Here is a 12,205-nt window from a genome sequence, read left to right as displayed (position 1 = left end):
CGTGCCACCCGGACGATCGCGGACACAAACTCTGGATCCATCGAAAACCCTGTTCCGCTCATCCCCGAGGATCCCAGGGATGAGCCGCTCAGTGTTCACGATGTCCTGAGACATCAAGTGTTCGCGATGTCCTGAGCACACACAGGAGTCTCCGGACTCGTTAACCACGCACGGGCTGAATTATCCCCAACCTGTGGGTTATCCACAGGGCAATTGGTATTCCCAGGTGCGACACCGAGGCCCGTCGGGGGTCTCGGTGACCGTGCCCGGTATGACCTCAGTGAACTTCGCCGCCTTGAAAGACGTCGCCGACGCGCAGTTCGGCCTGATCACCCACACGCAACTCCACGCCCTCGGGTTTCCCCGCAACAGAGTTCGGCACCGCGTCGAATCCGGTCGATGGCAAGCAGTACTCCACGGTGTCTATTCGGTGAGCAGCGGCCCGATCACACGTGAGATGTCGCTGGAAGCCGCGCTGCTCTTCGGAGGCAAGGGCGCAATCCTCAGCCACCACACTGCCGCCGAGGAATGGCACATGATTCGTGTCGATCCTGCATGCCCCGTGCACATCACCGTTCCCTACGGAAGATCGGCTATCACCCAGCCGCCGACCGTTGTCGGTGCGCGCCTCGCGTCGGTCAGTCTGTGCCATCGGGAAGGAACTGTCGTGCATCCAGGAGTCGTCGTGCACCGGTCGAGGGCGCACGACTACATTGCTGTCGACACGGACCAACCCCGGACGGCAAGGGCGGATACGGCTCTGGATGTTGCTATCGCCGAGCCCACGGCACGGGACGCCTACACCCGGCTCATTGCTCTCGTGACCAATGCCCGGATCCCCCTGCGCGACATCCGGCGACGCATGGAGGAGCGACGACCGCGTCGGTACGGCAAGGCGCTCGTGGGTGCGGTGCGATTGCTCGCCGACGGCGTCCAGTCGGTGCTCGAGTACCGTTACGCCACCGACGTCGAGGACGCGCACGGGCTTCCACGGGCGCGACGGCAGTCACCCGTGGTCGTGGACGGTCGAACATTGTTCGAGGACTGCGACTACTCCGATCACGGTGTGCCACTCATCGTGCGACTTGACGGACGCCGCGCGCATGCCATGGCGGAGGTCGCGTTCCGGGACCGTCGTCGCGACAACGCCGCGGAACTGCAGGGGCGGCCGCGACTCGTGTACGGGTTCGACGAGGTGACGAAGAGTCCGTGCGCGGTGGCCCGCGAAGTGGAGACCGTGCTGGTGCGGGAGGGGTGGGTCGGGCCCGGCGCGAGGCCCTGCCGGGCCTGTGAGTGGTCAAGGAGTGCAGAGACTCCTTAACCACGCACGGGCGGCGGAGCCGCCTACGACCACCACGGGCGGAGCGGGACGTGCGCCTCACCCTTCGGCCCCAGCTTGACGGCGAGGACCTGGTGCAGTTGGACGACGTTGCGTTCGAACCCGAGGCGAGATCCGGCCATGTAGAGGCCCCACACCCGTGCGGTTCCTTCCCCGACGTCGGCGACGCAGGCGTCCCAGTTGTCGACGAGATTCTGGCACCATCCGGCGAGGGTCAATGCATAGTGTTCGCGCAGGTCCTCCTCATGCCGGACTTCGAGGCCCACGTTCTGGATCTCGGAAATGATGCGACCGGAGCCGGTGAGTTCGCCATCGGGGAAGACGTATCGGTCGATGAAGCCGCCGGCGCGCGCCTGGCTGCGGTTGTCGGGACGGGTGATGCAGTGGTTGAGCAGTCGTCCACCTTCCCGCAGTTTGTCTTTCAGCAGGGTGAAGTAGGCGGGGTAGTTGCCGACGCCGATGTGCTCGGTGAGGCCGATCGACGAGATGGCGTCGAAGCCGGTTTCGGGCACGTCGCGGTAGTCGGAGAACCGGACCTCGGCGAGATCGGACAGACCTTCTTCCGCGATGGCCTTCTGCGCCCACTCGGCCTGTTCGCGTGACAGGGTGGCGCCGATGACTTTGACGCCGCGACGGGCGGCGTACCGGACCATCGAACCCCAGCCGCAGCCGATGTCGAGCAGCCGGTCACCGGGCTGGAGGCCGAGCTTTTCGAACACGAGACGGTACTTGTTCTCCTGAGCCTCTTCGAGGGTCTGCTCAGCGTTCTCGTAGCAGGCACACGTGTACGTCATGGAGGGGCCGAGGACGTACTCGTAGAAGGTGTTCGAGACGTCGTAGTGGTGGTGGATCACCTCGGCATCGCGGGCCTTGGAGTGCCGTAGTCCTTCGGCTACGCGACGCCACCGCGGGAGGTGTTCCTGCGGGGGAGGGGCGATGGGCCGCAGGAGGTCCCATCCCAGCGAACGGGTGATGTTCGCGAGCGTCAGCGCTGACGGACGACGGAAATGCAGTTCGTCACCCATCACCCGGAGAATCTCGTAGGGGTCGCCGGGATGGACTCCCCGTGCCTCGAGGTCGCCCGACACGTAGGCTCGTGCCATCCCGAGATCACCGGGCGCGGTTGCCAGGTAGGTGGTTCCGCGGGTGGACTTGAGATGTAGGCCGTAGGGTGCGTCCTCGGGTCCGGCGGCACTGCCGTCGTATGCGGTGAACCGCAGCGGGAGCATGCCGTCGGACAGAGTTTCGAGAATCTCCGCGATGGTCAGCTTCCGGTCTTGTGTGCGGGGAGCTTTCAGGGTTGTCATCGACGTTGCACCGCCTTGGAGAAGAGGTCCAGTAACCGGGAATCGGGATCGTAGTGCTTTTTCAGTTCGGTGTATCGATCGCCGCCGTAGTAGAGGCGTTCGAAATCTTCTCGTGAGTAATAGGAATCAGAGTAGAGGGACTTGTGTCCGTCGAAGTCGCTGACCTTGTCCTCGATGAGCCGGTTGGCCGCCCCCTCCGGCTCGCCGGGCTGGATGGGCACCGAAGACCAGAAACCGATGTTCACGTAGGTTCGTTTCGGTTCGAGGGGATACAGGGGCCACGGTCGCTGCGACGACGCCCCGGCGGGCGCGGGTTCGCGCAAGCGCAACGGGCACAACCACAACGGTTCGATGGGGATTTCGTCGAGGAACCACCGGACGAAGTCGGCGGTGCGCTCGATGGGGACCTCCACGTCCTGCACGACTCGCTCACGCGGAGGATTGCCCTTCCGCTTCTCGAGCCGGTCACCGATGTCGTACTTGTGGTCGAGCGCAATCAGCTTCCAGTAGAAGCTGCTACGGAGAAGCTTTTTCGGCCACAACCTGCGGATCGTCGGATTCTGCGCACCGAACGCGCGTGAGCACCAGAACCAGTCGGTGTCCCACCGCCACAAGTAGTCTCGGATAGTCAGTTTGTCCGTTTTTGGATGGTTTACCGACGCGTGCCGGATCGACCGGTAGAAGATGTTGCGGCCGGTGTAGTCGCTCACCGCGCCGCCCTCGTCGGTCTGATGGCCCAGCGTCAGGTAGCTTTCGGATGCAGTGAAGACCACGCCGTCCACGTAGTCGACGGGAATTCCATCGTAAGTCCGGTCACCGACGATCCGGTCCATCGTCGACTGCAGTTCGTCCAGGGAGTCGAACCGCAGATGTCGCAGTGCCACATATCGTTTGACGGGTTCGAGCTGGATCCGCAGGCGCGTCGAATAGCCCAGGGTGCCGTACGAATTGGGGAATCCCCAGAACAGGTCGGAGTGCTGACCCTCCGGCGTGGCGGTGATGATCTCGCCGCTGCCGGTCAGAACATCGATTTCGAGCACGGACTCGTGCGGCAGTCCGTTGCGGAACGAGGTCGACTCGATGCCGAGCCCGGTTACCGCGCCCCCCAGCGTGATCGTCTTGAGCTGTGGAACTACCAGCGGTGCCAGCCCGTACGGCAGGGTGGCGTCCACGAGATCCTCGTACGTGCACATCCCCGCGACATCTGCTGTGCGCGCCTGCGGATCGACGGAGATGACCCCGCCGAGGCCGGAGACGTCCAGCCCTGGGGCGGTGGTTTGTGCGCGAGCCCGAAACAGGTTGGACGTCTTCTTCGCGAGGCGTACGTCGGCGTCCGAAGGGATCGCGCGATACGACGCGAGTAACCGTTCGACACCGGCGCGGTGAGCGTCGATCCCGGTCACGGGCGATGTGCGATGCGCACGGGAGGGGCGTCCACCCTCCCGCATGCTTTTCAGTAGTTCGACCGAAGAGGCAGCCACACCCTGACGCTATCCCTCTCCGAGGATTGAAGCCACGCATATCGCCGCGGTGGGCCGAAGATTCACACAAATGTCTCACCAACCCGCGGGTCGTGACCGCGATCCGGTGACCTAGCTCACAATCGATTGTCGCGTCGTCGCCGATGTCCGCACCCGGGAGGCAGGATGGGGGAGGAAGTAGTTCGTACGAGTCGTACAAGAGGAGTCAGAACAGTGGGCCAGGTCAGCGCGAGCAGTTCGATTACCGTCTCAGCCACACCGGAGAAGGTGCTCGCGGCCTTGTCGGACTACGAGACGGTGCGTCCCCGCATCCTTTCCGAGCAGTATCTGGACTACCGCGTTCTCGAGGGCGGGCAGGGCACTGGCACCGTCGCGCAGTGGACGTTGAAGGCTACCGAGAAGCGGTCGCGTGACATCAAGGCGACGGTCACCGTGGTGGGCGACACGATCACGGAGACGGACGCCAATTCTTCGCTCGTCACCACCTGGGTGGTCGCACCGAGCGGGTCCGGTTCGACCGTCACCACGACCACGCAGTGGAAGGGTGCGGGCGGCATCGGCGGCTTCTTCGAGAAGACGTTCGCCCCGCTGGGGCTGAAGAAGATTCAGGCGAAGGTTCTCGCCAATCTGGAGCGCGAACTCGCCTGACCGTCACCTTTTCGCTCCCGAGCGGGCAAGGTGGAGATGCCGCCCACGACGGCCTCTCGGACATGTCGAGCCCGGCGAGGTCGGCGGGTGCTCGCTGCCTGGTTCGCCGGCATCGGGCCACGCCGGCGCCGACCGTCTACGCTGGCAGGGTAACCGCAGAAAGGACCACGTCAGTGCAACCAGGTGGACAGCCCGACATGTCGCAGCTTCTGGCGCAGGCACAGCAGATGCAGCAGCAACTGATGGCCGCGCAGCAGGAGATGGCCGAAGCCGAGGTCACGGGGCAGGCCGGTGGCGGACTCGTCATTGCGACCGTCAAAGGCACAGGTGAAGTGGTCGGTCTGAAGATCGATCCCAAGGTCGTCGATCCCGACGATGTCGAAACGTTGCAGGATCTCGTGATCGGGGCAATCGAGGACGCGTCGAACAAGGCGCAGCAGATCGCGGCCGAGAAGCTCGGTCCGCTCGCAGGGGGATTGGGTGGAGGCCTGCCCGGTCTTCCCGGCTTCTAGAGGTTCGGCGTGTACGAAGGGCCGGTTCAGGACCTGATCGACGAACTCGGCAAGCTGCCCGGTGTCGGGCCGAAGAGTGCGCAGCGCATCGCGTTCCACCTGCTCAGCGTCGAACCTTCCGAGATCCAGCGGCTCGAGAACGCCTTGGAGCGGGTGCGTGACGGCGTCCAGTTCTGTGTGGTGTGCGGCACCGTATCCGACAAGGATTACTGCCGGATCTGCGCCGACCCCCGCCGGGACCGCACGGTGATCTGCGTGGTGGAGGAGCCGAAGGACGTGCAGGCGGTGGAGCGGACCCGGGAGTTCAAGGGTCGCTACCACGTTCTCGGCGGTGCCCTCGACCCGCTGTCGGGTATCGGCCCCGACCAGCTCCGCATTCGGGAGTTGTTGGGACGCATCGGAAATCAGGAGGACGGAGTCGACGTCTCCGAGGTCATCATCGCGACCGACCCCAACACTGAGGGTGAGGCCACCGCGACGTATCTGGTGCGCATGCTTCGGGACTTTCCGGGGCTGACGGTGAGCAGGCTCGCGTCGGGGCTGCCGATGGGCGGCGACCTCGAGTTCGCCGACGAACTGACCCTGGGCCGAGCGTTGTCCGGGAGACGCACACTGTGATGTCCGAGCCCGCTGTGACGTCCGAGCCCACCGCGACGGCACCTGCGAAGCGCACAGCCGAGCAGTCGCGGTCGCTCATCGTCGATGCGGCTGGGCGGGCATTCGCGACAAGGCCCTATCGGGAGATCACCCTCAAGGAAATTGCCGATGACGCGGGAGTCAGCGCCCCCCTCATCATCAAATACTTCGGCTCGAAGGAGCAGTTGTTCGACACCCTCGTCGATTTCCGCGGGGCCGCCGAGTTGGTGTTCAGCGGCCCGCTGGACGGTCTAGGGGAGCGGATGGTGTCGATGTTCGCGCGTCCGATGGAACCGTATAGACCGCTTTCGCTGAACATTCTGTTCATGAGCGGGCCCAGCGAGGAGAGCAGCCGCAAGCTGCGCGCCAACTATTCGTCTCAGATGATCGATGCGCTGGCGGAACGCCTGACCGGCCCGGATGCGCGGCTGCGCGCGGAACTGGTGATGTCGATGTTGACCGGTCTCGCGGTCATGCGTCGCAAAATGATGCAGGAGTACGCTTCCGGTTCCCCGGAAGAGGTGGTGTCGCACTACGCCCCCCTGGTGCAGCAATTGCTCGAACCTTGATCGTTCCGCTTGCGTAGTAAATGGCTGTTCACCTAGTGTGGTGAACAGCCATTTACCAACTGTGTGCGGGGGTGACGCGTGACGATTTCGTTGCCGCGACCCTTTTCCGCGCGCACTGTGGCTGGGCCGCAGCCGTCCCCGCGCCCGCGTGGATCACGGTTCCTCTTTCCCATCCTGGCCTTCGCGGGAGTGTTCCAGGCCGTGCTGCAAACGGTCATGGTGCCACTGCTGCCGAGCATGCCGACGTACACCGGCGCCGACCCTACGGCGGTGTCCTGGCTGATCACGGCAACTCTGCTCGTCGGCGCGGTGGTCACCCCCATTTTCGGGCGCCTCGCAGACATGTACGGCAAGAAGCGAATGCTGATGGTGGCGTTCATGTTCATGGCGCTGGGCGCAGTGATCTGTGCGTTGACGTCCGACATCGGATTGCTCATCTTCGCGCGTGGGCTGCAGGGCGTCGGCGCCGCTGTGATTCCGATCGGTATCTCGATTCTCCGCGACGAATTGCCGCCGGAGAAGGTGCACCGCGCGATAGCGATGATGAGTTCCACCCTCGGCATCGGCACCGCCCTCGGTCTGCCGTTCGCGGCTGCCATCGCCGAGTACTCCCACTGGCACGTTCTCTTCTGGGTGATCGCGGTGATCGGACTGGCCGTCACCACGGCGGCGGCGTTGTTCATCCGCGAATCGGCGGTGCGCTCCGGTGGACGCTTCGACGGCGTCGGCGCGGTCGGGCTGACGGCCGCACTGGTCAGCTTGCTGGTACCGATCACCCAAGGCAGTTCGTGGGGCTGGTCGAGTCCCGCGGTGCTGGGCATGTTCGCGTCTTCGGTGTTTCTCTTCGCGCTGTGGGGCTACCAGCAGTTGCGTAACCGGAATCCGCTGGTAGACCTTCGCGTGTCTGCGCGCCGGTCGGTTCTCCTGCCGCACGTGACCGCACTCCTCGTCGGGTTCGCCTTCTACGGCAACGCGCTCATCACGACGCAGCTGTTACAGGCGCCGCGCAGTGGAGCCGGGTACGGTCTGACGATCTTGCAGGCGGCGGTCTGCCAGCTGCCGACCAGTCTGTCGATGATTGTGTTCGCTCAGGTCGGGGCGGGTGTAACCGCGCGGTTCGGGTCCAAGGTGACCATCCTCGCCGGTGCCGTGTGCCTCGTCGTCGGCTACTCGCTGCACGCCGTGCCGGGTAAGGAACTGCCGCTGGTGATCGTGGCGTTGGGTATCGCGGCGATCGGCACGGCGCTGGTCTACAGCACCCTTCCGATGCTCATCGTGCGTGCCGTACCCGCGACACAGATGGCTGCGGCCAACGGTGTGAATGTCCTGCTGCGGACGATGGGCACCACCATGTGCAGCGCAGTGGTCGCGTCGGTGCTCGCAGCGAGCGTGGTGGGTGGGGTCGCATCTTCGGGAGCGTTCTCGCTGGCGTACGGCGTGTGCGCGGTGCTGGCCGTCCTCGTGTTCGCCGTCTCCCTCGCCTTGCCTGGCCATGATCGAGTGCAGAAAAATCTGGTAGAACCTCTTGTGACATAGATCACCCTCAAGTATCGTAAGCAGTGCGGATCGAGGAAATGTACCTGTGAGCAGAGAAAACTCGTGAAGCAGAGATCCGGCCGAGAATGCAGAAGCATTCCCGGCCGAACCCCTGTCTGGGGTAGTTACAGCGATTCCGCGATGTTCTTGATAGCCGCCAGTCGGCGGTCCCATTCGGCCCCGATCCGTTCGAGCTTCCTGGCCGTCTTGCCGAGTTCGGCGCCGAGTGCCCGGTAGCGAACCTCACGGCCCACCTTCACCGACTCCACCAATCCACACGCCTGCAGGGCGGTGAGATGTTTGGCGATCGCCTGCCTCGACACCGGTAGTCGCGTGGCGAGCGACGACGCGGAGTGATCCGCCTGTCCGAGTTCGGTCAGAATGTCCCAGCGCGTCTCGTCGGACAGGGCGGCGAACACCGAAGCGAGTTCGGTATAGGTGCCCACCGTCATGCCTTCACACCGTGCAGGTAGGCGACCAGTTCGCCGAGTTCGGCGTGCCAGCCCTGGACGTTGCCCTCGCGCTGCCGGTTTTGTGCATTCGTGTCGCGGTCGAGGGTGTCGAATCCGGTTTCGGTCACCGTCAGTTCGGTTCCCGACTCGTGTTCGGCGAGGGTGAACCGGACCAGCGTCGAATTTCCTTCGACGGGATCGGTGTCCTTGTCGGTCGCCCAACGGAAACCGAAGCAGTTCGGCTCGTCGACTTCTGTCACGATCGCACGAGACGTTCCGTGCCCGTCCCAGGTAAATTTCGCGGTGCCGCCCACAGTGAGGTCGATTTCGGCCTGCTGTCCGAACCACTGGGCGACCTTGTCGGCGTCCGTGATGGCGGCCCAGACGGTCGATCGCGGGGCGCTGATGACAACGGTTCGGGTGATGCTGTCCATGTCGGTTACCCTTCCTTCGTGGTTGATCTGCAACTCAATGGTTGCATACACGAATCGGGGTTTGCAACCCTGCAGTTGCACATTTGTGTTGCAAGTGCGCCCACGACGGACGCCAGCGCTCACATCGCCCTATTCACAACCTGTGGAAGAGCTGTGTGTGTTTCTGCCGACCGGGTGGACGTATGCCACCGTGGGAACGAACCGCCACTCGACGGGCGCCGGGGAGACGCCGCCGTGATCCACGGCATCAACACCATCACGCATTCGAACGAAGTGTTTGCACGAGAACGGTTTACCGACCCGCGCACACGGGGCCGCTCTCACCTGGGCTACGCGCGCAGGCGTTCCCGACGCAGCTGTTCGACTTCGGGGAGGTCGAGGGCGGGAAGTTCGTCGACCCCGAGGGTTCGCTTCAGGATGAGGTCGGCGAGTTCGGGATTACGGGCGAGCGCCGGTCCGTGCATGTACGTGCCGATCACGGAACCCTGGACGACACCTTCGAGTCCGTCTCCGACCCCGTTCCCGACGCCATGAGTCACGCGGGCAAGACCGCGCGCGTCGGGACCGAGAGTTGTTCCGCCGCGGTGGTTCTCGAAACCGGTGAGGGGCAAGGTCAGGCCGTCGATGTGGGGCTTGGTGATCACCTCGCCGATGGAGCGGGTGGCTTGCGGGGAGGTGGTGACGTCGAGCATCGACACCCCGTCGACGCGTTCGCCGCTGGATGTCTCGTACCAGTTGCCCAGCACCTGGATGGCGGCGCAGATGGCGAGCACGGGGGCGCCGCGTTCGGCGGCCTTCTGCAGTCCGGGGTACTTGGCGAGGTGGCGGGTTGCGAGCCGCTGCGCCGAGTCCTCGGCGCCGCCGAGGGTGTAGGCGTCGAGCGATTCGGGGACCGGGTCGTTCAGCGTGATCTCGACGACCTCGGCGTCGTATCCGCGCATGCGCAGACGCTGCCGCAAGATGAGGGCGTTGCCGCCGTCGCCGTAGGTACCCATGACGTCCGGGAGGACCAGTCCGATGCGCACGGTGGAGTCAGACATTGCGCGCCTCCTTCGCGATGGCGTTGTTCAGGTCGCGGAACGCGGTGTAGTTGGCGAGTACCTCGACACGTCCGGGCGGACAGGACGCAATGGCCCGCAAGGGGTTCGGTTCGAGGGTATGGTCGACGCCCGCGTAGGTGAGGCGCACCGCGAGGTCGGTGCCGCGTTCCCCTGCGGCCACCACTTTGACGCCTTCGAAGTGCTCGAACCGCACGTCCCACAACCACGACAGGTCTTCGCCGTCGGGTACCTGACCGTTGACGGCGATCACCAGTCCGTCGACGGTGGGGTCGATCATCGACAGCGCCTCTTGCCAGCCGGCGGGGTTCTTGGCGAGCAGCATGTGCACCGAGTGCGACCCGACCTCGACTGTGCTGTAGCGGCCTGCCACTTCTTGCACGGTGGCCGCGGCGGCGACGGCGTCCTCGGCCTTCGCGCCCATCGCGACTGCGGCGGCCACTGCCTGGGCGGCGTTGCCCCGGTTCGCGCGCCCGGGCAGTGCCAGCGTCATGGGGATCTTCCAGCCGTCCGGCCCGTAGAGGTTTTCGTCGTCGAGCCACCAGTCGGGGGTGGGGCGCGCGAAGTCGGAACCGGTACTGCGCCAGTGCGATCCTTCCCAGACGATCGGTTCGCCGGTGCGCGGACAGCTGGCGGCGTCGCTGGCCCAGCCGCCACCCGCTGCGACCCAGACGACGTTCTTCGCGTCGTAGGCCACCGACGTGACGAGGACGTCGTCGCAGTTGGCGATCACGGTGGCCTCGGGGTGCGCGGCGACGCAGGCGCGGAGTTTGCGCTCGATCATGTTGATCTCGCCGACGCGGTCGAGTTGGTCGCGGCTGAGGTTGAGGAACACCAGGACCTCAGGATCGACTGCGTCACTGACATGGGGGACGTGCAGTTCGTCGACCTCGAGCGCGGCGAGGGGTGCGTGCACACGGTTGCTCAGCGCCGCGACGATCCCGGCGTCCATGTTGGCGCCGTCGGCCTGGCTGGCCACCTCACCGAGGGTCGAGAGTGCGGCGGCGGTCATCCGGGTGGTGGTCGACTTGCCGTTGGTGCCGGTGATCACCGCGGTGCGCCGACTACGACCGAGCTGTTCCATCAGCGTGGGGTCGATCTTCAGGGCGATCAACCCGCCGATCATCGAGCCCTTGCCGCGTCCTGCCTTCTGCGATGCCCAGGAGGCGGCCGCTGCTGCCCGGAGGGCGACCTTGCCGCGTGTCGTGATCCCAGTTCCAGTACTCACTCCGCGAGTTTTGCACAGGGTCCGGTCAGACGCCGACTCGCGCCGGTGCACGGATGTGCGAAGGTGCGCGCTGGCGGACCTTGCCGCTCACCTGGGTAGCCGCGGCACCGGCGATGACGACGGTGCCGCCGATCAGCGACAGGACGCTCGGCTCCTCGTCCAGCACCAGCCACGCTGCCCCGATTCCGACAACGGGAACGAGGAGGGAGAGGGGGGCGACGGTGCCTGCGGGATAGCGGCTGAGCAGAGCCGTCCACAGGCCGGAGCCGGCGATGGTGCCGAGGATCACGATGTAGGCGAGCCCGGCGAGCGCCAGCGGACCGTTGCCGTGCAGCGAAGACGTCAGCGCGTTCCAGCCGGACGACGGCCCTTCGACCGCGAACGACAGGGCGAGCATGGGCAGAGGTGGGATGACGCACATCCACAACATCAGCCGCATCGGCTGGTCGGAGGCCGCCTTCCGGTTTCCGAGGTTGCCCAGCGCCCACGACAGGCCGGCGAGCAACGTCAGCGCCACGGGGAGCACTGCGGCGTGCTGGGCACGATCCCAGCCGATCAGGACCATCCCCGACACCGCCACGAGGAGCCCGCCCACCTGCACCGGCCGCAGTCGTTCGCGGAGCGCGATCGCGCCCAGTACGACGGTGAACGGCGCCGACGACTGCAGCACCAGCGACGCCAGCCCGGTGGGCATGCCGACGTGCATGGCCCAGAACAGGAAGGTGAATTGCCCGACGCCGAAGCCGGCGCCGTAGAGCAACAGCCACTTGGTGGGTACCTGCGGCCGGGGCACGAACATGATCACCGGGACCGCGATGAGCAAGAAGCGCACTGCGGCGAAGAAGAATGGCGGGAAATGATCGAGGCCGGCGCGGATGGCGAGGAAGTTCAGACCCCACAGGACGACGACGGTGAGTCCGAGTAGCCGATCGCGGGTGGTCATGTGCTCCATCGTGAGCGCACCGAACCATCAGGACAAGCACATTAATATGCATCGTCGATGTA

At 65.2% G+C, this 12,205-nt stretch carries 13 protein-coding genes; 6 read left to right on the top strand and 7 right to left on the bottom strand.

Annotation, left to right across the window (positions count from 1 at the left end; genetic code table 11):
* The first annotated feature begins 271 nt into the window (after window positions 1-271).
* Window positions 272-1,321 carry a type IV toxin-antitoxin system AbiEi family antitoxin domain-containing protein gene (locus NOF53_RS21890; protein WP_255972658.1) on the top strand — a complete coding sequence of 350 codons (1,050 nt, stop codon included), beginning with the start codon at window positions 272-274 and terminating at the stop codon, window positions 1,319-1,321.
* Between the two features lie 23 nt (window positions 1,322-1,344).
* Here the strand turns inward: NOF53_RS21890 and NOF53_RS21885 are convergent, their stop codons facing one another.
* Window positions 1,345-2,646 carry a class I SAM-dependent methyltransferase gene (locus NOF53_RS21885; protein WP_255972656.1) on the bottom strand — a complete coding sequence of 434 codons (1,302 nt, stop codon included), beginning with the start codon at window positions 2,644-2,646 and terminating at the stop codon, window positions 1,345-1,347.
* Window positions 2,643-4,094, bottom strand: coding sequence for an FAD-binding oxidoreductase (locus NOF53_RS21880; RefSeq protein ID WP_255972670.1), 1,452 nt, complete (start codon window positions 4,092-4,094; stop codon window positions 2,643-2,645). The genes NOF53_RS21885 and NOF53_RS21880 overlap by 4 nt, the downstream gene beginning before the upstream one ends.
* A gap of 246 nt (window positions 4,095-4,340) precedes the next feature.
* On the opposite strand from NOF53_RS21880, the gene NOF53_RS21875 reads away from it, so the two are divergent.
* The 5 genes from NOF53_RS21875 to NOF53_RS21855 all read left to right on the top strand — a co-directional run bounded on the left by NOF53_RS21875 (window position 4,341) and on the right by NOF53_RS21855 (window position 8,028).
* Window positions 4,341-4,775, top strand: coding sequence for an SRPBCC family protein (locus tag NOF53_RS21875; RefSeq protein ID WP_255972654.1), 435 nt, complete (start codon window positions 4,341-4,343; stop codon window positions 4,773-4,775).
* A 173-nt stretch (window positions 4,776-4,948) separates the two neighbouring features.
* On the top strand, window positions 4,949-5,287 hold the full coding sequence (locus NOF53_RS21870; protein WP_445263538.1) for a YbaB/EbfC family nucleoid-associated protein: 339 nt from the start codon (window positions 4,949-4,951) through the stop codon (window positions 5,285-5,287).
* A gap of 9 nt (window positions 5,288-5,296) precedes the next feature.
* Window positions 5,297-5,905: a recombination mediator RecR gene (recR, locus tag NOF53_RS21865; protein WP_255972650.1), complete on the top strand. Its 609-nt coding sequence runs from the start codon at window positions 5,297-5,299 to the stop codon at window positions 5,903-5,905.
* A 14-nt stretch (window positions 5,906-5,919) separates the two neighbouring features.
* Window positions 5,920-6,492, top strand: coding sequence for a TetR/AcrR family transcriptional regulator (locus tag NOF53_RS21860; protein ID WP_255972668.1), 573 nt, complete (start codon window positions 5,920-5,922; stop codon window positions 6,490-6,492).
* 78 nt (window positions 6,493-6,570) lie between these two features.
* Entirely contained in the window at window positions 6,571-8,028 is a 1,458-nt protein-coding gene (locus tag NOF53_RS21855; RefSeq protein WP_374212651.1) for an MFS transporter, read from the top strand.
* A gap of 125 nt (window positions 8,029-8,153) precedes the next feature.
* On the opposite strand, the gene NOF53_RS21850 is transcribed toward NOF53_RS21855, so the two are convergent.
* The 5 genes from NOF53_RS21850 to NOF53_RS21830 form a co-directional block, all read right to left on the bottom strand.
* Window positions 8,154-8,480, bottom strand: coding sequence for an ArsR/SmtB family transcription factor (locus tag NOF53_RS21850; RefSeq protein WP_255972648.1), 327 nt, complete (start codon window positions 8,478-8,480; stop codon window positions 8,154-8,156).
* Complete coding sequence (locus NOF53_RS21845) at window positions 8,477-8,914, bottom strand: SRPBCC family protein (protein WP_255972646.1); 438 nt, start codon at window positions 8,912-8,914, stop codon at window positions 8,477-8,479. Before NOF53_RS21845 ends, NOF53_RS21850 begins: the two co-directional genes overlap by 4 nt.
* A 329-nt stretch (window positions 8,915-9,243) precedes the next feature.
* Window positions 9,244-9,954: a type 1 glutamine amidotransferase gene (locus NOF53_RS21840; protein ID WP_255972643.1), complete on the bottom strand. Its 711-nt coding sequence runs from the start codon at window positions 9,952-9,954 to the stop codon at window positions 9,244-9,246.
* On the bottom strand, window positions 9,947-11,200 hold the full coding sequence (locus NOF53_RS21835; RefSeq protein WP_255972641.1) for a Mur ligase family protein: 1,254 nt from the start codon (window positions 11,198-11,200) through the stop codon (window positions 9,947-9,949). The genes NOF53_RS21840 and NOF53_RS21835 overlap by 8 nt, the downstream gene beginning before the upstream one ends.
* Before the next feature lie 25 nt (window positions 11,201-11,225).
* Window positions 11,226-12,143 (bottom strand): EamA family transporter, encoded by a 918-nt coding sequence (locus NOF53_RS21830; RefSeq protein WP_255972639.1) that lies wholly within the window; start codon window positions 12,141-12,143, stop codon window positions 11,226-11,228.
* Window positions 12,144-12,205: the final 62 nt, after the last annotated feature.

The sequence above is a fragment of the Rhodococcus tibetensis genome, assembly GCF_024438035.1.
GTDB lineage: Bacteria > Actinomycetota > Actinomycetes > Mycobacteriales > Mycobacteriaceae > Rhodococcus_F > Rhodococcus_F tibetensis.
This window is presented reverse-complemented; position numbering and strand designations above follow the sequence as displayed.

Excerpts from the sequence above, each read along its gene's own strand:
- NOF53_RS21890 (WP_255972658.1), top strand. The coding sequence starts at position 272 with ATGACCTCAGTGAACTTCGCCGCCTTGAAAGACGTCGCCGACGCGCAG.
- NOF53_RS21885 (WP_255972656.1), bottom strand. The coding sequence starts at position 2,646 with ATGACAACCCTGAAAGCTCCCCGCACACAAGACCGGAAGCTGACCATC.
- NOF53_RS21840 (WP_255972643.1), bottom strand. The coding sequence starts at position 9,954 with ATGTCTGACTCCACCGTGCGCATCGGACTGGTCCTCCCGGACGTCATG.
- NOF53_RS21850 (WP_255972648.1), bottom strand. The coding sequence starts at position 8,480 with ATGACGGTGGGCACCTATACCGAACTCGCTTCGGTGTTCGCCGCCCTG.
- NOF53_RS21845 (WP_255972646.1), bottom strand. The coding sequence starts at position 8,914 with ATGGACAGCATCACCCGAACCGTTGTCATCAGCGCCCCGCGATCGACC.
- NOF53_RS21830 (WP_255972639.1), bottom strand. The coding sequence starts at position 12,143 with ATGACCACCCGCGATCGGCTACTCGGACTCACCGTCGTCGTCCTGTGG.
- NOF53_RS21880 (WP_255972670.1), bottom strand. The coding sequence starts at position 4,094 with ATGCGGGAGGGTGGACGCCCCTCCCGTGCGCATCGCACATCGCCCGTG.